Genomic DNA, 18,648 nt, shown 5'->3' with positions numbered 1-18,648 from the left:
ATTTCAGGGACTAAAGAGTCAGTCGATGCAGTTTCTAGACGCAAGCCACGGGTGTGCCGGCTGGAACGGTGAGATGGCCGGACGCATTCGTGCATTCGACTGGAGCCTGACCGAGCTTGGGCCTGTCCAGAATTGGCAGAAAAGCCTGTGCAGCACCGTGCAGTTAATGCTTGCGTCGCCCTTGCCGATGGTCATGCTCTGGGGTCGGGCCGGGTACATGATCTACAACGACGCCTACTCGGCATTCGCTGGCGGCCGCCATCCTTACCTGCTGGGCTCTCCGGTGGAACTGGGTTGGCCGGAAGTCGCCGAATTCAACCGGCATGTGGTGGACACGTGCCTGGGCGGCGGCACCTTGTCCTATCACAACAAGGAACTGGTGCTGTTACGCAACGGGGTCCCCGAAGATGTCTGGCTCGATCTCTATTACAGCCCGGTGGCCAATGACGAGGGTCGGCCCGCAGGCGTCATGGCGATGGTGGTCGATACAACCGACCATGTCATTTCCGAGCGCCGGCGCCGGGCGGCTGAAGATGCCTATCGCGCCGATAACGAGCGGGTCCGCCTGGCACTCAATGCCGGGGCCTTGCTGGGCTCCTTCGTCTGGGACCTCAAGGCCGACATTCTTTCCGGCGACGAACGATTCGCCCGCACATTCTCCTTTCCGCCAGGCTACGACCTGTCCAACCTGCCCAGTGCCGTCGCTGAATCGCGGATTCACCCCGAGGACGTGGGCTGGGTCCGTGAGCAGGTTAACCAGGCGCAGAAAACCGGTGAACCCTTTAACGCCGAATACCGCGTGTTGCGCCCCGATGGCAGTCATCTGTGGGTCTTGGCCAGCGGTTGCTGCGAGTTCGATGAACACGGCGAACCGTTGCGCTTCCCCGGGGTGTTGATCGACATTCATGTGCGCAAGACGGCTGAAGAGTCACTGCTAAAATTCACCCGCAACCTGGAGCAACGCGTCGCCGAAGAGGTCAGCGCGCGGCTGCAGGCCGAGGAGCAACTGCGTCAGTCGCAGAAGCTCGAAGCCATCGGCGGCCTCACGGGTGGCGTAGCTCACGACTTCAATAACCTGCTGCAGGTGATCGCCGGTAACCTGCACCTGCTGGCGCGGCATGAGCCGGACAACGCCAATGTGCAACGTCGGGTCAAGGCCTCGATTGCAGCGGTCGAGCGCGGGGCCAAGCTGTCCTCGCAACTGCTCGCGTTTGCCCGGCGCCAGCCTTTGTCCCCGGCGGTCTACGATCCTCGGCAAATCTTCGAAGGCCTGGCCGAGTTGCTGCAGCGAGCGCTGGGCGAAACCCTGCAGATCGATGTGCGGGTCCCGCAAGAGTCCTGGCATCTCAACGTCGACCGTAACCAGCTGGAAAATGCCATCCTCAACCTGGCAATCAACGCCCGGGACGCCATGCGGGGCGAGGGAACGGTGATACTCAGCGCCGAAAATGTTGCACTGGACCGCCAGTTCTGTGCCGGCAAGGGCATTGTCGCCGGCGATTATGTGCGGGTTGCGGTGGTTGACACGGGTGTTGGCATGCCACCCCAGGTGCTGGCGCAGGCGTTTGAACCCTTTTTCACCACCAAGGCCGATGGCCAGGGCACCGGGTTGGGCCTGAGCATGGTGTTCGGCTTCGTCAAGCAAAGCGGCGGGCATATCGAGATGTCCAGCTTTGAAGGCCAGGGCACTAGGGTCGAGCTGTATTTTCCGCGGTGCCTGCGCGGGCTGTCTGTTGAATCAGCGGTGCACGACGCGCAGCATCCAGGTGGCCACGAAACTGTCCTGGTGGTGGAGGATAACGAGGCGGTGCGCGCCGCGGCCGTGGAGCTGCTGCACGAGGAGGGTTACAAGGTGCTGATCGCTGCCAACGGGGACATCGCCATGCAGATGTTGCTGGAAGGCGTAGCGGTGGATCTGATTTTCACTGACGTGGTCATGCCCGGGCTGATCAAGAGCTCGGACCTGGCCGCCTGGGCCAAGGTGCAGAAACCGCCGGTTGCTGTGCTGTTCACGTCGGGGCATACCCGCGACATTATTACGCGCAATCACCAGCTCAGTCCCGATACCCATCTGCTGAGCAAGCCTTATGGGCCGGAAGCGCTGACGCGCATGGTTCGTAATGTCCTGAGCGGTTGATCTGGTAAACCTGAGATTAAGCATCCTCAATCGAATCAAGGCAGCCTATGAATTCCGATCCAACCTCCGGCATGGTCAGGGTGCGCGGTGCCCGGGAACACAATCTCAAGAATGTGGATGTCGATATACCCCGCAATGCCCTGGTGGTATTTACCGGAGTCTCCGGCTCGGGTAAGTCATCCCTGGCGTTTTCTACGCTCTATGCCGAAGCGCAACGGCGTTATTTCGAGTCCGTGGCGCCCTATGCCCGGCGCCTGATCGATCAGGTTGGGGTGCCTGACGTCGACTCCATCGATGGCCTGCCGCCTGCCGTGGCCTTGCAGCAACAGCGCGGCACGCCGAGCACGCGCTCGTCGGTGGGCAGTGTGACCACCTTGTCGAGCCTGATCCGCATGCTCTATTCCCGGGCCGGCAGCTACCCGCCCGGACAACCCATGCTGTATGCCGAGGATTTCTCGCCGAACACACCACAGGGGGCCTGCCCGGAATGTCATGGCCTGGGGCGTGTCTATGAAGTCACCGAAGCGCTGATGGTTCCGGACCCAAGTTTGACCATCCGCCAACGCGCAGTCGCTTCCTGGCCCATGGCCTGGCAGGGGCAAAACCTGCGCGACATCCTGGTCACGCTCGGGTATGACGTCGACAAGCCCTGGCGCGAGCTGCCGAAAAAACAGCGTGACTGGATCCTCTTCACCGAGGAAACCCCGACGGTACCTGTGTACGCCGGGCTCACCCCCGAAGAAACCAGGGTCGCCCTCAAGCGCAAGATGGAGCCGAGTTATCAGGGCACGTTCACCGGCGCCCGGCGCTACATCCTGCACACCTTCACCCATTCGCAAAGCGCGCTGATGAAGAAGCGGGTTGCCCAGTTCATGCTCGGCAGTCCATGCCCCGTGTGCGACGGCAAACGCCTCAAGCGCGAAGCGTTGTCGGTGAAGTTCGCCGGTTATGATATCGGCGAGTTGTCGCAGATGCCCTTGCTGCAGTTTGCCGAGGTGTTGAAACCGGTGGCGGCGCAGAGCTACCTGGACCAGGCCGAAGAAGCGGGTGATGTCTTCACGCCAAGCCAAACCCTGGAAGCCCGGGCCCAGCGCGTCGCCCACGGGGCCAGTGCGCATGCCAATGCGCCGGATGTGCGGCATACGCCTAACTTGTCAGTGGAAAAGCGCCTGGCGGCCCAACGTATCGCTCAGGATTTGCTGGAGCGGGTCAGCACCCTGACTGACCTGGGCCTGGGCTACCTGGCACTGGAGCGCAGCACGCCGACCCTGTCGTCCGGCGAGTTGCAACGCCTGCGCCTGGCGACCCAACTGGGTTCGCAACTGTTCGGCGTGATCTACGTGCTCGACGAACCCTCCGCGGGCCTGCACCCGGCAGATGGCGAGGCGCTGTTCGATGCCTTGCAACGGCTGAAGGCCTGCGGCAATACCCTGTTTGTGGTCGAGCACGATCTGGAAACCATGCGCCGTGCCGACTGGCTGATCGACGTCGGCCCGGCGGCCGGTGAGCATGGCGGGCGGATCTTGTACAGCGGGCCACCGGCCGGCCTGGAGCAGGTCAAGGAATCGCAAACCCGCGACTACCTGTTCGCCGGGGCAGCGAGCCAGGCGCGCGCCTGCCGCAAGCCAGCCGACTGGCTGCGACTCGAGGGTATCACCCGCAACAACCTGGACAACCTCAGTGTGGAATTTCCGCTGGGCTGTTTTACTTCGGTTACCGGTGTTTCGGGGTCGGGGAAATCGAGCCTGGTCAGCCAGGCATTGCTGGAACTGGTGGGCGCGCACCTGGGCCGCCCGATGGCTGAGAGTGATGCCGAGGAGCCGAGCCTGGAGGACGATGCGCCCCAGGTCAGTGGCGGTCAGGTGACCGCGGGGCTGACGTCGATCAAGCGCCTGGTGCAGGTCGACCAGAAACCGATTGGCCGTACGCCGCGCTCGAACCTGGCGACCTATACGGGCCTGTTCGACAGCGTGCGCAAGCTGTATGCCGGCACTGATCAGGCGCGGGCGCAGGGCTACGATGCCGGGCAGTTCTCTTTCAATGTCGCCAAGGGCCGCTGCCCAACCTGTGAAGGCGAAGGTTTTGTCAGCGTCGAGTTGCTGTTCATGCCCAGCGTGTATGCGCCATGCCCAACCTGCCATGGTGCGCGCTACAACCCCCAGACCCTGGCTATCACATGGCAAGGCTTGAACATCGCCCAGGTGCTGCAGCTGACCGTGGATGAAGCGGTGTCGGTTTTTGCCGGGCAAGCTGGCATCCGCCGTTCACTGGAGGTGTTGCGTGACATTGGCCTGGGGTATTTGCGCCTCGGCCAGCCAGCCACCGAGCTGTCGGGCGGCGAAGCCCAGCGCATCAAACTGGCTACTGAACTGCAGCGCAACCAGCGCGGCGCCACCCTGTACGTGCTCGACGAACCGACCACCGGGTTGCACCCGCGGGATGTCGATCGGCTGATGGAACAGCTCAACACCCTGGTGTCAGCGGGGCATACGGTGATAGTGGTCGAGCACGAGATGCGCGTGGTGGCGCAGAGTGACTGGGTGATTGATATCGGGCCCGGGGCAGGGGATCAGGGCGGTAAAATTGTGGTGGCGGGGGTGCCGCTGAAAGTTGCCAAAAGCAGGAAGAGCAAGACTGCACCGTTTTTGGCCAGGACGCTCAACCTGTAGAAGCAAGACCGGAATGAGCAAGATCTGTAAGAACAAGACCTATGAAAGCAAGCCCATGAGAGCAAGATTCTGTGGGAGCAAGGCTTGCCCGCGATGAACGATAACAAGGTCTTGCAGACTCACCGCGCCGCCTTGATCGCGGGCAAGCCTTGCTCCCACAGGTCTTGCCCGCACAAACGGTAGATCAAACCCCATCAATCGTACGCCGCACCTTGTCCAGCAGCTCGTTGATCTGGAATGGCTTGACCAGCATTTCCATGCCATCGCCGAGGAATACCTGGCGGTTGATCGCGTTTTCCGCATAGCCGGTCATGAACAGGATCGGCAACTGCGCGCGCCAGCCTCGGGCTACGTCCGCCAGCTCGCGGCCGGTCATGCGCGGCAGGCCGACGTCGGTCAGCAGCAGGTCGATCGACGTGTCGTTCTGCAACCGCTCGAGTGCGCTTTCAATGTCGCCGACCTGGGTGCAGCGGTAACCAGCGTCCATCAGCACCTCGGTGACGAACATGCGCACTGACGGCATGTCCTCGACGATCAGCACGTGCTCGCCATCGCCCTGAGCATCTGCCGTGAGTGGGGTGGGCTGGCTGGAGGTCGGGTCGGAAGTGGCGGGCAGCATGATCGTGACTTCGGTCCCGCGGCGCGCCACGCTACGGATGTGCGCGTCGCCGCCGGACTGGCGGGCGAAGCCGTAGATGGTCGACAACCCGAGCCCGGTGCCCTGGCCCAACGGTTTGGTGGTGAAAAACGGATCGAAGACCTTGTCGATGACGCTGTGATCGATGCCCGTACCGTCATCGCGTACGGCCAGGGCGACATACGCACCGTCCGCCAGGTTGGGATCTCCGTGGGAGAAGGCGGCATAGGTACTGACCCAGATATTACCGCCCTGGGGCAGCGCATCGCGCGCGTTGATCACCAGGTTGAGCACGGCACTTTCCAGCTGGACCGGGTCGACCAGGGCGATCGCCGCCTTGGACGTCAGCTCAAGTTTCAGGGCGATGCGCTCACCGATGGTGCGCATCAGTAATTCTTCCAGCGAACGCACCTGGGCGTTGATGTCCACCGGCCGGGTGTCCAGTGGCTGCTGGCGGGCAAAGGCCAGCAGGCGATGAGTGAGGGAGGCGGCACTCATGGCAGAGCTCAAGGCGGCTTCGGTATACAACTGGACCTTGTCGGTGCGTGACGCGGCGATGCGCTTCTGGATCAGTTCGAGGCTGGTGATAATGCCGGTCAGCAGGTTGTTGAAGTCATGAGCGATGCCGCCGGTGAGCTTGCCCAGCGCGTCCATCTTCTGCACCTGCAGCAGCTGCGCCTCGGTGCGTGCCCGTTGTGCGACTTCGTTGGCCAGCTGGGTAGTGGCGTCATCCAGGCGCGCCAGGTGCGAGCGCTCACGATGACGGTGCTCGGTGACGTCCTCGACGAACACCAGGCTCAGTTCAGGTGTGCGGTAGGGTGAGAGCTGCCATTCGGTCTCGCGGACTTCGCCGTGCACGCGCATATTCAGCGTGCCTTTCCAGCGCTCGCCATAGGCCAGGCGCAGGCGCAGTTCGTCAATGACCGCGCCCTGGTCCGGGGCAAAACACTCGCGCAGGGCATCCGGGTCGAGGTTGTCCTGCATCAGCTGCGTGAACGCGTGATTGCATTCGTGCACCTTGAGCTGCGCGTCCAGCACCGCGATGGGCGCAGACACATTGACAAAGATTTCCCGAAAACGCGCCTCGCTCTCGCGCAGCGCATTTTCCGTTTCACGCACCCGCAGCAAGGTGCGCAGGGTCGCCAGCAGCACATCCGGGTCCACCGGGTGAATCAGGTAGGCATCCGCGCCAGCGTCCAGGCCGGTGATGATATCGCCAGTCTGGATCGACGCCGCCGACACGTGAATCACCGGCAGCAGGGCGGTGGCGGGGTCGCAGCGCAGCTTGCGCACGATGTCGAAACCGCTCATGTCCGGCAGGTTCACGTCGAGAATCAGCGCGTCGAGGGCGACACTGGCGATCAGTTCGAGGCCCTCGCCACCGGTGCCGGCCTCCAACACCTCATAGCCGTGGCTTTCCAGGCGACGGCGCAAGGCGTAGCGCGTGGCGACGTTGTCATCGACGACCAGCAGGCGGATGTCACGTTTCATCTACGGGCTCCATTGCAATTGCCAGCGGGATGATCACGAAAAAGGTCGAGCCCAGGCCCGGCTTGCTCTCCAGGCCGACTTCGCCACCCAGTAACTGAGCAAAGCGTTTGCACAGGGACAGTCCGAGTCCGGTGCCGCGAAGGCGCTTCTGCAGCGGAGAGTCGACCTGGGAAAAGTCCTCGAACAATGCGCCATGTAGCTCCGGGGCGATACCTATTCCGGTGTCGCTGACGGCAAAACGTACGTGAGTAGCGTCGTGCAGCCGTGCCGAGACCCGGACTTCGCCGCGGGTGGTGAACTTCAGCGAGTTGGAAATGAAGTTGCGCAGGATCTGTGCGAGCTTCTTGTCATCGGTGAACAGCTTCGGCAGGCCCACCGGTTCTTCGAAAATCAGGTCCACGGCGCTGGCATCGACAATCGGGCGAAACATGCCGCGCAACGCGGCGAACAGGTCGAACATGTCGAACCAGGCGGGGGAGATATTGATGCGCCCGGCTTCGATCTTGGCCAGGTCCAGCAGGTCGTCGACCATGTCGCTGAGTTCGCGCGCGGCGGTGCTGACAAAGGCCACCTGCTTGTGCTGTTCGGCGCTCAAGGGGCCGTCGAGCTCATCGGTCAACAGGCCGGTGATGCTCAGGATCGAACCCAGTGGTGTGCGGAACTCGTGACTCATGTAAGACAGGAAACGGCTCTTGAGGTCCGACGCCTGGCGCAACTGGTCGGCCTGGGTATCCAGTTCAGCATACAGCGCCAGGACACCCTGGTTGGTCTCGTCCAGTTCCTCTCGCAGGGCATTGGCCTCGGCCTGCAACTGCGCGACCAATGCCGCCTGCTCGTCGTGATTGATGGGTGCATCAGCCATGATGGGCCTCCAGCTCAATGACCACGACCGTGACGTCGTCGCTTGCGCGGCAAAAATCGCGGTGCAAAATGGCGGCAATCACTGCGGGATGGCGGTGCACCAGGCCGGGGTAATCTTGCAGGTTCCAACGGGACTGCAGGCCGTCGCTGTACATGATCAATAGTTGTCCGTTCACTTGAGCATAGTCAAAGGGTTGCGCCTTTCGATATTGCCCACCGACGATGCCGGGGTGGGACGCCAGGCCGCGTGATTTTCCAGGGGCGATCAGGCAGGCACCGATGTTGCCGATGCCGACGAATTTCAGTGCATCGGCGTCACCGTCGAACTGTGCAATCGCCAGGGCGCCGCCGCGGGTGCCGATCATGTCGCGATGGATGTCTTCGAGCAGCATCACCGGCGTGGTGAACGGCGCCAAGGCGAAGGTCTGTTCACCCGCACGTGCGGCGCGTTCGGCGTCCTCGCCGTGGCCCAGGCCATCGATCACCAGGGCACTGATACGCGGGCCGTCAAAGGCCAGGTGCCAGACATCACCGCAGGCGGGGTCGTTGCGCAGGGAATGCTGGCTGACGCCGAACCGCTGGTCCGCAGCCTTGTCGTTGCGTGGGTACAGCCGGGCCAGCAGCACAGCGCCCCGGGCGTCGGCATACACATCAAAGACTTGGGTCTGGCGCGACACCGCGCCCAGGCCGATGCCCTGGGTACCACCGGTAGAAAAACCGTCGGCCAGGCAGGCCTCCAGGTCAAATCCGTTGGCCCGGTCGATGGCGAGCATTTCAAGCCCGGCACCGGCTGCGCGAGTCAGCACACGCAGGTGCAACTCACCGCTGGCGGCATGTTTGAGGATATTACTGGCAAGTTCGGTGGCGACCAGTGCCACGCGCCCGGCATCCGTGGCGTCGAAGCCGTGCTGCTCGGCGAGTTGCTGCGCGGTACGGCGGGCGTGACCGATCTGGCTGGTGTCTTCGATGGGGAGTACTTGCGTCATCGAACCGCTGATGTTCATACCCATCGTGTGATCGTTATGCGAGTACCCTTGCCGGGCGCGGTATCGAGTTCGAATTCTTCCACCAGGCGTTTGGCGCCGGTCAGGCCAAGGCCCAGGCCACCCCCGGAAGTCCAGCCGTCGGTCATCGCCAGCTTGATATCGGGTATGCCCGGCCCCTCGTCGCGGAACACCAGGCGCAGCCCGGTGCGGGCGTTTTCATCGAGGATTTGCCAATCCATGTCGCCACCACCGCCATACACCATGGTGTTGCGCGCCAGCTCGCTGACCGCGGTCACCATCTTGGTCAGGTCGATCAACCGCATGCCGCATTCAGTGGCCAGCTTGCGCGCAGTCTGGCGCGCGAGGACCACGTCCTGTTCGATTTGAATGGGTTGGCTGCCACTGCTGCGCACGTTCATCGTTCACGTACTCGATCCTGCAGCAGTTTCATCCCGCGTTCGACGTTCAGGGCGGTACTGACGCCCGGCAGGCTCATGCCGAGCTCCACCAGGGTGATCGCCACGGCCGGTTGCATGCCGACCAGCACGGTCTGGGCGTCCATGATGCGCGACAGGCCGGAGATGGTGCCGATCATGCGCCCGATGAACGAGTCGACCATGTCCAGCGCCGAAATGTCGATCAGCACGCCGCGAGCGGAGGTGCGGCTGATGCGCTCGGACAGGTCATCCTGGAGCGTCAGGGCCAACTGGTCGTGCATGTCGACCTGGATGGTCACCAGCAGGAAGTCGCCCATTTGCAGAATTGGAATGCGTTCCATTGGCTCAACCTGCCTTGCTGACAGTCAACCCCAGGCGGGTCAGGGCCAGTTTCAGCGCGTCGGCCAGGTTAGCCTTGGTGACTACGCCTTGCAGGTCCAGGCCCAGGTGCACGATGGTCTGGGCAATCTGCGGGCGTACGCCACTGATGATGCAATCGGCGCCCATCAGGCGAATCGCGGTGACGGTCTTGAGCAGGTGCTGGGCGACCAGGGTGTCGACCGTCGGCACGCCGGTGATGTCGATGATGGCGATTTCCGAGCCAGTGTCGACGATGCGCTGCAGCAGCGACTCCATGACGACCTGGGTACGTTGGGAGTCCAGGGTGCCGATCATTGGCAGGGCAAGTACGCCATCCCAGAGTTTGACCACCGGCGTCGACAGTTCCAGCAGTTCTTCCTGCTGGCGCTTGATGACTGCTTCGCGGGATTTCTGGAAGGTGCGGATAGTGTGCATGCCCAGAGCGTCGAGCAGCTCGGAGACTTCCCACAGTTGTTCGGCAAGCAGTGCAGGGTTGTCCTGATAATGATTCTGCAGCATCGCAAACATCGGACCCTTGAGCGAGAAGATGAAACTGGCGGTCTGATGGGAGTCCTGGCCGAGGAGGGCACGGCTGTGGGACAGCTTCTCGAGGAACTGGCGAATCTCGTCCCAGCCTGGGGCAGTAACGTTCTGACCATTGCCTTGTTCCAGGCCGGCGACGATCAGTTGCAGAAATTGCGCAGTCTGTTGCTTGAGGTCCTGTTCCTTGACGTTGCGCGAGGCACCGTTGGCTTCCAGGCGCTGCGCCCAATCAGCCAGCAGTTGATTCTGGTTGATTTTCATTGCATCGAGTGTGCTGGTCTGCAGTGCTGCCATGTGCCTGAACTCCTTGAAATTATTGGCCGATTACGTGAATTTTGGATCGGCGCAAAGCAATGACATTTGCCGTTCGAAATAGTTGTCGTGCTGCGCAGTTATTTATCATCTCACACAGCGTAGGTGATCATGGATGGAACGTTGTTCGAGGCGCAGATTCGAAGCTATAAGGCGAGTGTCTCAGCCTGCCCTGTACTGATGAATGAGGTACCTATGAAAGACGACTCGATGACGCAGCAACAAAATCAAGCGGTGGACCGCAACGATCCGGCGATTGACCCGCAGACCCCCGGTGACAACTCTGCTTCGCAGCAGCAGACCAGCGAGCCGGACAGCGCCGACTCGGCGGTGGATCAGAAGAATCAGCACGACGACAACGACAATGAATTCAGCCCGGGCTTCAAGCCTGAACCGGATCGGGCCAAACCTGGTGATAACACCGATGGCGATATTGATACCGATGGCGGCTAGGCGCGTTGTGGCCACATGAAAAAGGCCGCATCGATTGATGCGGCCTTTTTGTTGGAGCGCCTTACTTGTCTGGATGCGCAGCTTGCAGTTTTTTCGCCTCTGCCAAGTGTTTTTCCAGCGCTGGCAGCATTTTTTGCGCGAACGCCTTGAGCTCGGTGGCGCCTTTTACCTTGTCGTCGGTCACGGTATTGGCTTCTTTCTTGAACAACTCGATGGTTTCCTCGTGTGCCTTCACCTGATTGTTGGCGTAGGCGGCGTCGAAGGACTCATCACGCACTTCCAGGATCTTTTCCTTGGCCTTCTTCACCAAGGTCGTGGTGTCCGGCACTTCGATGTCGTTCTTGCGCGCCAGCGCTGCAAGTTCATCGTTGGCTTTGGAATGATCAGTGATCATCATGTTGGCAAACGCCTTGATATCGGCCGATGAGCTCTTTTCCAGGGCCAGTCGGCTGGTCTCGATTTCGGCGATCCCGCCAGCGGCGGCATTGTCGACGAAGTCGTTGGAAGTGGCGGCAAACGCTGTGCCCATACCGGTGCTCAAGGCTACGGCCAGGGCGAGGTTACGCAAGGTGAATCCGTCCATTGATCATTCTCCACACAGTTTTTATGAGCGATCCGTTGATCGTTAATAAATGGAGGGGGATGAATGGCCAAAGGTTTGATCGCGTTTGCGCCAGGACGACGAACGGACACTCCCGGTATCGACAGAACCTGCCAACCGAGGCCATTCTGGCAATTGGTGAGCGCAATTGATCGCGTTCACTGCCGATCAACAAACGGAGGTGTTCCATGCCGGTGACCCACGATCTGTATCAGGACCTGAAACTGTCAAAGGAAGAGATCCAGCAAAAACGCACCAAGGATCCATTACTGGATTCACTGATCAACAAGTATTCGCAGGCCGATGCGGAGGTGGTGAAGGCAGAGACCGCCCAGTCGGATGCGCCCAGTGATGATGCGCTGAAGAAGCTCAAGGAGAAGCGCTTGCAGGTCAAGGACAAGATCGTCCAGCAACTCCAGGCCAGGTAACTAACCTGACAGCAGGAGCCTGCACCTGGCCGGCTCCTGCATAGTCCGATTATTGGAGCGCCTTCGCCAGGGGCAACCGCACCATGTGATTGGCCTTCAGCGACCCAAAATACAACCACTCGCCATACTCGCGCACGGTGGTGATGGGCGAATAATTGTCGCGACTCCCATCTTGTAGATTGGCAATCACCTGTCCTTGCAAATCCATGCCCAGCGCAAACCCACGCTTTTCCACCGGCTTGGGCAGCACGCTCATGGCCCGGGCGATCATTTTGCGCACGAAGGGGTGCGGCGCCGAGGCATCCAGCAGGGCATTGCGCGGGGCGTAGAGCGCCACCCAGAAACGGTTTTCGCCGTTGAACGACAGGTTGTCTGGCATACCTGGCAGGTTGTCGATAAACACATCATGAGTGCCGGCTTTCGGACCGCTCAACCAATAGCGGCTGATGCGATAGGCGCCGGTTTCGTTGACCAGCACAAAGCTGTCGTCCGGGCCCAGCGTGACGCCGTTGGCGAACTCCAGCTTGTCCAGCAGCACGGCTGTCTTGCCGGTCTGGAAGTCGTAGCGTAGCAAGCGCCCGTCACCGCCATGCTCGATGATGGCATCACCATCGCTGCCATAGCCGAACCGGCTGGAAGCGTCACTGAAATAGGCGTAGTGCCCGGACTTGTCGATGGCCACGTCGTCGGTAAAACCCAAGGGCACTCCCTTGGCCTCTGTGACCAATGGAATCAGGCGGCCCTGGGCATCCAGGGATAACAAGCCCTTGACCCCGTCGGCAATCACCAGCAAGCCGTTTGGATGTCGCGCCAGGCCCAACGGTCGGCCTCCGGTGTCGGCCAGGACCTGGGTGGTCTTGCCGTCGAGGCTGGTACGGATCAACCGACCGTCGTGCAGCCCGGTGATCAGCGCATTGTCTTCGAGCAGCAATGCCTCCGGGCCTTCGAGGTTGCCGGCGCCCACTTGCTCGACGTCGTTGAGGCGCTGATTGTCTACGTAGACGCCACTGGTGAGCGAAGGCGCCGGTGGCGGGTTCCAGGCCACCGGTCGGACCTTGGTGGGCATCAACAACAGGAACGCCGCAATAGCCACCAGCACCAGCAATACGACATGACGAAACCTTATGGATCGACTCACGCAGTGGCTCCTGTGGGGGCCAGGTGCTGTTGCGCCATTGCGCGCAAGGCCAGCATGGATTGCGCAGACTCGCGGTCAATGCGGTGCTTGAGCAGAAGGTGATTGGCCAGGCGCATCGCCAGGCTCTCGAACTGATAGTCCAGGGTGCGGATAAACCGTGTGCCATTGCCCTGGGCCGCGCACTCATAGGTCAGCACCAGCGACAGGCCGTTATCGCCCTGGGCGCGGGCAATCCAGCGCCGTCCCGGCAAGTATTCCTCGACCACCCAGCTCAGGTGACCTTCACGGCCTCCGGCGCGAATGTCTTCTTCGAAGCGTGACCCTGCATGCAGCGGGCCGGCCTGTCCGTCGACTGTCAGGGACGACGGGTGCCACTCCGGCCAGCGGGTTGCGGCGCTGGCGTAGGCGAGCACCTCAATCGGGTTTGCGGCGATGTCGACTTGATGCTGCATGCGGGTCATGGGCCTACTCGTCGGGGGTGTGGTGAGGTGTTCCGGTTCCCAGTAGAGGGTGCCGAACAGGTAATCCATCAAGGGCAAGACAATGTTGAAATTGCGTTCCTGCATCAGTTCGCGGCGGTGATGCAATTCGTGCAGGCGACGCATCTGGCGGATCCACGGCAGCCGGGTCAGACGGTTGCTCGGCGGCAAGTGTTCGCAGGCATGGAACACTTCATAGGTGAGGTAACCAAGCACCAGGCAGCCACCGAACAAACCGGCAACGTTGGTATTGATCAGCGACAGCAGCCACCACAGGGGCAAGGTAATCACCAGGGTGTGCAGCACGATCAACCACGCCGGAAACAGGATCACGCGCCAATCCCGGGCGCTGTCATAGCTCATGTGCCCGGGGGTGAAGAAACTGTGGTGATCGCCGGCGTGTCGGGCGTAGAACATTCGCGCAAAGCTTTTTTTGTGGTGCCCGAGGTGACGGTGCACCAGGTAGACGCCGGCGTTGAACAGCAGCAGGGTCAGCGGCACGGCCAGCCATTCCCCTGGCTGGACCTGTTGCACAGTACTCCAGAATGCGCCACAGGCCAGCAGTCCGAATACCAGTACAAAAACGCCGTGCAGCCAGGGGTTGTAGCGCGGGTGCACGGCAGCGCGGTAGCGGCTGCGGAATAGATCGGTGGTCTGCCTCACTGCATTCACCCCGGATGATGGTCACCCCAGCAGATTAGCCGATTCCAGGCGTCTGCCCGGATTGATCTCGACGGCACAAATGCCATGCTCCGGTGCAGCGCGCGCTCAGATCAGCGGGTCCCAGCGCTGTGACCAGTCACCATCGCGCTTGATGACTTCGCGTAGCAGATCGAATGCCTGCTGCAGCGTCGCCGAATCGCGGTCGCGGGAGTAGACCAGATAGGTCGGGTAGTTGAACTCCGGGGCCTTGGGCACTATTTCCATGACGCCACTTTCCAGGTAGCTCTGGACCACTCGAGTGCGGAAATAGCCGCTGCCACCGTGTTCGAGAATGTATTGCAGGCCAAGCGGGCCAAGGTTGAAGCTCAAGGCGGCCCGGGCATTTTCTGGCAGCGCCGCATCGTGCTGGCGGCGGAAGTCCGGACCCCAATCGATATAGACGTAAGGGTCGGGTTTGGCCACCAGGCGAACCCGAATCAGCTTTTCTTCCAGTACCTGCTCAACTTGCAGGCGCGGCCAGTACTCGGGGTGATACACCAGAGCTGCGTCCAGTAGCCCGAGCTCCAGTTGGCGCAACAAATGTTCGCCATCGCGGACTTCCATGCGCAGCGCATGGCCGGGAATCTTCTCCCGCAGTTCGCCGGCCCAGCCGAGCATCAGCGGGTTACACAGGCTGACTTCGCCACCAATGTGCAGGACATTGTGATAACCCTCGGGCAGCGGCAAATCCCGGCGCGCCGCTTCCCAGGTTTGCACCAGCTGGTTGGCGTACACCACAAAGGCCTCGCCGTTGGGCGTCAGGCGGGCGCCGGCGCGATTGCGCACAAACAGCGTACTGCCGAGCTGGCTTTCGAGTTTTTGTACCCGTGCAGTGATGGCGGTCTGGGTAACATGCAGCTTCTGCGCTGCGGCGGCGAGGCTGCCGTGACGAACAATTTCGAGGAAGGTGCGGGCGAGATCGATGTCCATGGGGCGGCCGGTGCGGGAGGTTCAGGCATTGTAGCAACTGTGTTCTCAAGCCAGGCGCCCCCAGTGCACGTCACACATGCACGGGGACCTGGAACGTCGCTTAGAATGCAAAACACGAACACCCGAACGCTCCCCAGAAGCCCTGGAAATCACTGACCGGAGCCGAGGACAGCCGCGCCCGCTCATGGCTGTGGGCGTGCACCGCGCAGGCGCCCACACATTGATGAACCTGTGCGGTTAGCGGCGCCAGGGGTTTCCAGTGGCCGGGCACTGTGACCACCGGGGACCATTCAGGCACCACTGGCACTGGCGGGGGGCCGAGTTTGCCGAACTCGGCAGTGCCGTAGACGATTTTGCCATCGACAATCGTCAACACCGATTCGATCCATTTGACCGCCTCGTCTTCGATGTGGAAATAGTCGGCTGAAAGGGCGATAAGGTCCGCCAGTTGTCCCACCTTGATCTGACCTTTCTTACCTTGTTCGGAAGAAAACCAGGCGCTGCCATGGGTGAACAGTTCCAGCGCGGTGTCGCGGCTCAGGCCCTGGGGATACAGCTCCAGACCCCCGACGGTGCGACCGCTGACGAGCCAGTAGAGCGAAGTCCAGGGGTTATAGCTCGACACCCGCGTGGCATCAGTGCCGGCCCCGACGGGCAGGCCTTCGGCGAGCATGCGCACGATGGGCGGGGTGTGTTCGGCCGCCTTGGCGCCGTAGCGCTCGACAAAATACTCACCCTGGAACGCCATGCGATCCTGAATCGCGATACCGCCGCCGAGCGCTTTGACCCGTTCGATATTCTGCGGGGTAATGGTTTCGGCATGATCGAAAAACCAGGGCAGCCCATCGAAAGGGATATCGCGATTGACCTTCTCGAACACATCGAGCATGCGGCTGATGGATTCGTTGTAGGTGGCATGCAGGCGGAATGGCCAGCGTTGTTCCACCAGGTGCCGAACCACGGGTTCAAGTTCCTGTTCCATGGTTTGCGGCAGGTCGGGACGAGGCTCGAGGAAGTCCTCGAAGTCGGCTGCGGAAAACACCAGCATCTCGCCGGCGCCGTTATGCCGTAGAAAGTCATCGCCCTGGCCGTAGCGAGAGGTGCTCGTCCAGTTCTTGAAATCGGCAAGCTCTTCCTTCGGCTTCTGTGTGAACAGGTTGTAGGCAATGCGGACCGTGAGTTGCTTGTCCCGAGCCAACTGCTGGATGACCTGGTAATCATCAGGATAATTCTGGTAGCCGCCACCGGCATCGATGGCGCTGGTAACGCCCAGGCGATTAAGTTCGCGCATGAACTGGCGGGTCGAGTTGACCTGGTATTCCAGCGGGAGCTTGGGCCCCTTCGCCAGGGTCGAGTAGAGGATCATCGCGTTGGGTCGAGCAATCAACATTCCGGTTGGATCGCCATTGGCGTCGCGCTGGATCTCGCCACCGGGAGGGTTGGGCGTGTTCCGGGTGTATCCGACGACCTTCAACGCTGCGCGGTTGAGAAGGGCGCGGTCGTAAAGGTGCAGGACAAATACCGGGGTGTCCGGGGCGGCCTTGTTCAGTTCGTCAATGCTGGGCAGGCGTTTCTCGGCGAACTGGAACTCATTCCAGCCACCGACCACACGTACCCATTGTGGCGTTGGCGTGCGATCTGCCTGGTCCTTGAGCATGCGCAAGGCATCGACCAGGGATGGGACGCCTTCCCAGCGCAGTTCGAGGTTGTAGTTCAAACCGCCGCGAATCAGGTGCAGGTGCGAGTCATTGAGGCCGGGGATGACGGTGCGTCCGTGCAGGTCGACGATTTGCGTACCGGGACCTTGCAACGCCATGGCCTGAGCATCGCTGCCAACCACCACGAAACGCCCGTCCTTGATCGCCACGGCACTGGCCTGGGGCTTCTTGCGATCGACTGTGTGCAGGCGTCCATTGTACAAGATGAGGTCGGCGGGGGCGTCGGGCATGGTTTTACTCCCTGCAAACAGCGGGCTGATCCAGGCACCGACGGCACCTGCCGAAAGGCCTTGCAGTACACGGCGGCGGTTAAATCCGTCGTGGTCGTCAGGTGGGCTCATGGCAGTGCTCTCCACAGGACTGGGTTCATCGCAAGTTAGCGTTGGCAGCCAGATTCTGAAGCAGGCGGCCAGAAGGAATATAGCCGGCAAATCCACGCACGGCCTTTTACCGGGGCGAAAAACGACAAATCCCGCCTTGAAGGGCGGGATTCGTTTGCAGCCAGCGCGGCCCCGAAGTTCGGGGCCCATCGCTTAGGCCGGGAACAGCTCGGACAGTTTCATCGCCAGCATCATGTCGCCTTCAGCGCGCAATTTGCCGCCCATGAACGCTTGCATGCCGTCGGTTTCGCCGCTGACGATGCCTTCCAGGGTTTCGCCGTCCATCACCAGGGTCACCTGGGCGTCCGGGTTTTCGCCTTCCTGCAGCTCGCAGGTGCTGTCCTTGACGATCAGCGAGAAGTTCTTGGTGTCGTCGATGCGAAAACCGAAGACCAGGTCCAGACCGGCAGCAGCGGCTGGGTTGAACTTGGCTTTCATTGCTTGTACGGCGTCAGCTACGGAGGTCATGGTTTGATCCTTTCTTGGGTAATTAGAGCTGGGTGATTACAGCCAGGGTCACAATAGTCCGGACTCAGCGAAATGTGATGAGTTCCGGGGCCTTCAGCAGTTGCAGGTGCGCATGGCTGTTGAAGGAAGCCAGTGCCACCTCGCGCCCACGAAACTTCAGGTGGTTGAGCGAGGTGTTGACGATTTGCCAGTTCAGTTCAAAAGCCTGCCGGGCAGGCATTTGGGTGATCAGGTGGAGCAGGGCAGTGATGGTCCCGCCGGAGGTGAACACGGCGATTTTCTGGGTGTTGTCGGCGCTTTCGAGGATGCGGTGCAGGCCGGCGCGGACGCGCTCGACAAATCCCAGCCAGCTTTCCAGGCCCGGCGTGTCATAGGTGCCGGCGAGCCAGCGCTCGATGATCAGCGCGAAGATGCGCTGGAACTCGCCGCGGTTCTGCGCGGCGTTGCGCAGGATGTGCAGGGCTTGGGGTTCTTGCGGCAGCATTTCAGGCAGCAATGCGCGGATGACCGCATCGGCGTCGAATTCGTTGAACGCCGCATCGGTTTCCAGGATCGGCACGGGCAGCCCGAAGGCGGCGAACTGGTCGAGGGCGCCGGTGGCGGTATCCTGTTGCCGGCGCAGGTCGCCTGCCAGGCAGCGATCGAAGCTGATACCCAGTTCGGCCAGGTGCTGGCCGAGGATTTGCGCCTGGCGCACCCCGGTCGGCGACAGGACGTCGTAATCGTCTGCACCAAAAGAGGCTTGGCCATGTCGAATCAGATAGATGCTGCCCACGTCCGCTTCATCCCGGTACGTTGAAGGTCTGGCGAGGTTATGGGGGATGACGGTGTGCTGTCAATGAAAAAACATACGCTTGTTTGAAATGCTCGTTCCAGGCCTGTTACCACAGGTTTCGCGGCTGGCCGACAGGCCGGCGC

The 18,648-nt window shown here is 61.4% G+C and carries 17 protein-coding genes; 4 read left to right on the top strand and 13 right to left on the bottom strand.

The annotated features are described in order from the left end of the window. Nucleotides 1-25: 25 nt before the first annotated feature. Both UB23_RS01660 and UB23_RS01655 read left to right on the top strand, forming a co-directional pair. Nucleotides 26-2,137: a hybrid sensor histidine kinase/response regulator gene (locus UB23_RS01660; protein WP_045057601.1), complete on the top strand. Its 2,112-nt coding sequence runs from the start codon at nt 26-28 to the stop codon at nt 2,135-2,137. A 47-nt stretch (nt 2,138-2,184) separates the two neighbouring features. After that, nucleotides 2,185-4,806, top strand: coding sequence for an excinuclease ABC subunit UvrA (locus UB23_RS01655; RefSeq protein ID WP_045057600.1), 2,622 nt, complete (start codon nt 2,185-2,187; stop codon nt 4,804-4,806). Between the two features lie 184 nt (nt 4,807-4,990). Here the strand turns inward: UB23_RS01655 and UB23_RS01650 are convergent, their stop codons facing one another. The 6 genes from UB23_RS01650 to UB23_RS01625 are packed head-to-tail and all read right to left on the bottom strand — an operon-like array spanning nt 4,991 to nt 10,415. Beyond that, a complete protein-coding gene (locus UB23_RS01650) occupies nt 4,991-6,934 on the bottom strand; it encodes a response regulator (RefSeq protein ID WP_045057599.1) in 1,944 nt (647 codons plus the stop codon). Beyond that, nucleotides 6,924-7,796: a sensor histidine kinase gene (locus UB23_RS01645; protein WP_045057598.1), complete on the bottom strand. Its 873-nt coding sequence runs from the start codon at nt 7,794-7,796 to the stop codon at nt 6,924-6,926. The genes UB23_RS01650 and UB23_RS01645 overlap by 11 nt, the downstream gene beginning before the upstream one ends. Beyond that, nucleotides 7,789-8,799 carry an ATP-binding protein gene (locus tag UB23_RS01640; protein WP_045057631.1) on the bottom strand — a complete coding sequence of 337 codons (1,011 nt, stop codon included), beginning with the start codon at nt 8,797-8,799 and terminating at the stop codon, nt 7,789-7,791. The genes UB23_RS01645 and UB23_RS01640 overlap by 8 nt, the downstream gene beginning before the upstream one ends. Then, nucleotides 8,796-9,200: an anti-sigma regulatory factor gene (locus UB23_RS01635; RefSeq protein ID WP_045057597.1), complete on the bottom strand. Its 405-nt coding sequence runs from the start codon at nt 9,198-9,200 to the stop codon at nt 8,796-8,798. Before UB23_RS01635 ends, UB23_RS01640 begins: the two co-directional genes overlap by 4 nt. Further along, on the bottom strand, nt 9,197-9,559 hold the full coding sequence (locus UB23_RS01630; RefSeq protein ID WP_045057596.1) for an STAS domain-containing protein: 363 nt from the start codon (nt 9,557-9,559) through the stop codon (nt 9,197-9,199). The genes UB23_RS01635 and UB23_RS01630 overlap by 4 nt, the downstream gene beginning before the upstream one ends. 4 nt (nt 9,560-9,563) lie before the next feature. Beyond that, complete coding sequence (locus tag UB23_RS01625; RefSeq protein ID WP_045057595.1) at nt 9,564-10,415, bottom strand: STAS domain-containing protein; 852 nt, start codon at nt 10,413-10,415, stop codon at nt 9,564-9,566. Nucleotides 10,416-10,643: 228 nt separating this feature from the next. Between UB23_RS01625 and UB23_RS01620 the strand changes: the two genes are divergently transcribed. Continuing rightward, nucleotides 10,644-10,886, top strand: a complete 243-nt coding sequence (locus tag UB23_RS01620) for a hypothetical protein (protein ID WP_236695819.1) — start codon at nt 10,644-10,646, stop codon at nt 10,884-10,886. A gap of 61 nt (nt 10,887-10,947) precedes the next feature. Here UB23_RS01620 and UB23_RS01615 read toward each other — a convergent pair whose 3' ends face one another. Beyond that, complete coding sequence (locus UB23_RS01615) at nt 10,948-11,469, bottom strand: DUF4142 domain-containing protein (RefSeq protein WP_045057593.1); 522 nt, start codon at nt 11,467-11,469, stop codon at nt 10,948-10,950. Nucleotides 11,470-11,675: 206 nt separating this feature from the next. On the opposite strand from UB23_RS01615, the gene UB23_RS01610 reads away from it, so the two are divergent. Continuing rightward, on the top strand, nt 11,676-11,915 hold the full coding sequence (locus UB23_RS01610; RefSeq protein WP_045057592.1) for a DUF465 domain-containing protein: 240 nt from the start codon (nt 11,676-11,678) through the stop codon (nt 11,913-11,915). Between the two features lie 49 nt (nt 11,916-11,964). Here the strand turns inward: UB23_RS01610 and UB23_RS01605 are convergent, their stop codons facing one another. From UB23_RS01605 to UB23_RS01580, 6 genes are all read right to left on the bottom strand, one after another. Then, nucleotides 11,965-13,053, bottom strand: a complete 1,089-nt coding sequence (locus tag UB23_RS01605; RefSeq protein WP_045057591.1) for an SMP-30/gluconolactonase/LRE family protein — start codon at nt 13,051-13,053, stop codon at nt 11,965-11,967. Next, nucleotides 13,050-14,195, bottom strand: a complete 1,146-nt coding sequence (locus UB23_RS01600; RefSeq protein WP_045057630.1) for a sterol desaturase/SRPBCC family protein — start codon at nt 14,193-14,195, stop codon at nt 13,050-13,052. Before UB23_RS01600 ends, UB23_RS01605 begins: the two co-directional genes overlap by 4 nt. A 105-nt stretch (nt 14,196-14,300) precedes the next feature. Continuing rightward, complete coding sequence (locus UB23_RS01595; RefSeq protein WP_045057590.1) at nt 14,301-15,164, bottom strand: LysR family transcriptional regulator; 864 nt, start codon at nt 15,162-15,164, stop codon at nt 14,301-14,303. Nucleotides 15,165-15,264: 100 nt separating this feature from the next. Further along, nucleotides 15,265-17,112 (bottom strand): amidohydrolase, encoded by a 1,848-nt coding sequence (locus tag UB23_RS01590; protein WP_177328521.1) that lies wholly within the window; start codon nt 17,110-17,112, stop codon nt 15,265-15,267. A 303-nt stretch (nt 17,113-17,415) separates the two neighbouring features. Next, on the bottom strand, nt 17,416-17,730 hold the full coding sequence (locus UB23_RS01585) for an SCP2 sterol-binding domain-containing protein (protein ID WP_008154977.1): 315 nt from the start codon (nt 17,728-17,730) through the stop codon (nt 17,416-17,418). Between the two features lie 64 nt (nt 17,731-17,794). After that, a complete protein-coding gene (locus UB23_RS01580; RefSeq protein ID WP_045057588.1) occupies nt 17,795-18,505 on the bottom strand; it encodes a histidine phosphatase family protein in 711 nt (236 codons plus the stop codon). Nucleotides 18,506-18,648 lie beyond the last annotated feature (143 nt).

This window comes from Pseudomonas sp. ES3-33 (assembly GCF_000952175.1).
In the GTDB taxonomy this organism is placed as follows: domain Bacteria; phylum Pseudomonadota; class Gammaproteobacteria; order Pseudomonadales; family Pseudomonadaceae; genus Aquipseudomonas; species Aquipseudomonas gregormendelii.
This window is presented reverse-complemented; position numbering and strand designations above follow the sequence as displayed.

Bases quoted from the DNA above. Each gene is read 5' to 3' on its own strand.
- UB23_RS01660 (WP_045057601.1), top strand. From the start codon at position 26: ATGCAGTTTCTAGACGCAAGCCACGGGTGTGCCGGCTGGAACGGTGAG.
- UB23_RS01655 (WP_045057600.1), top strand. From the start codon at position 2,185: ATGAATTCCGATCCAACCTCCGGCATGGTCAGGGTGCGCGGTGCCCGG.
- UB23_RS01650 (WP_045057599.1), bottom strand. From the start codon at position 6,934: ATGAAACGTGACATCCGCCTGCTGGTCGTCGATGACAACGTCGCCACG.
- UB23_RS01645 (WP_045057598.1), bottom strand. From the start codon at position 7,796: ATGGCTGATGCACCCATCAATCACGACGAGCAGGCGGCATTGGTCGCG.
- UB23_RS01640 (WP_045057631.1), bottom strand. From the start codon at position 8,799: ATGAACATCAGCGGTTCGATGACGCAAGTACTCCCCATCGAAGACACC.
- UB23_RS01635 (WP_045057597.1), bottom strand. From the start codon at position 9,200: ATGAACGTGCGCAGCAGTGGCAGCCAACCCATTCAAATCGAACAGGAC.
- UB23_RS01630 (WP_045057596.1), bottom strand. From the start codon at position 9,559: ATGGAACGCATTCCAATTCTGCAAATGGGCGACTTCCTGCTGGTGACC.
- UB23_RS01625 (WP_045057595.1), bottom strand. From the start codon at position 10,415: ATGGCAGCACTGCAGACCAGCACACTCGATGCAATGAAAATCAACCAG.
- UB23_RS01620 (WP_236695819.1), top strand. From the start codon at position 10,644: ATGACGCAGCAACAAAATCAAGCGGTGGACCGCAACGATCCGGCGATT.
- UB23_RS01615 (WP_045057593.1), bottom strand. From the start codon at position 11,469: ATGGACGGATTCACCTTGCGTAACCTCGCCCTGGCCGTAGCCTTGAGC.
- UB23_RS01610 (WP_045057592.1), top strand. From the start codon at position 11,676: ATGCCGGTGACCCACGATCTGTATCAGGACCTGAAACTGTCAAAGGAA.
- UB23_RS01595 (WP_045057590.1), bottom strand. From the start codon at position 15,164: ATGGACATCGATCTCGCCCGCACCTTCCTCGAAATTGTTCGTCACGGC.
- UB23_RS01590 (WP_177328521.1), bottom strand. From the start codon at position 17,112: ATGCCCGACGCCCCCGCCGACCTCATCTTGTACAATGGACGCCTGCAC.
- UB23_RS01585 (WP_008154977.1), bottom strand. From the start codon at position 17,730: ATGACCTCCGTAGCTGACGCCGTACAAGCAATGAAAGCCAAGTTCAAC.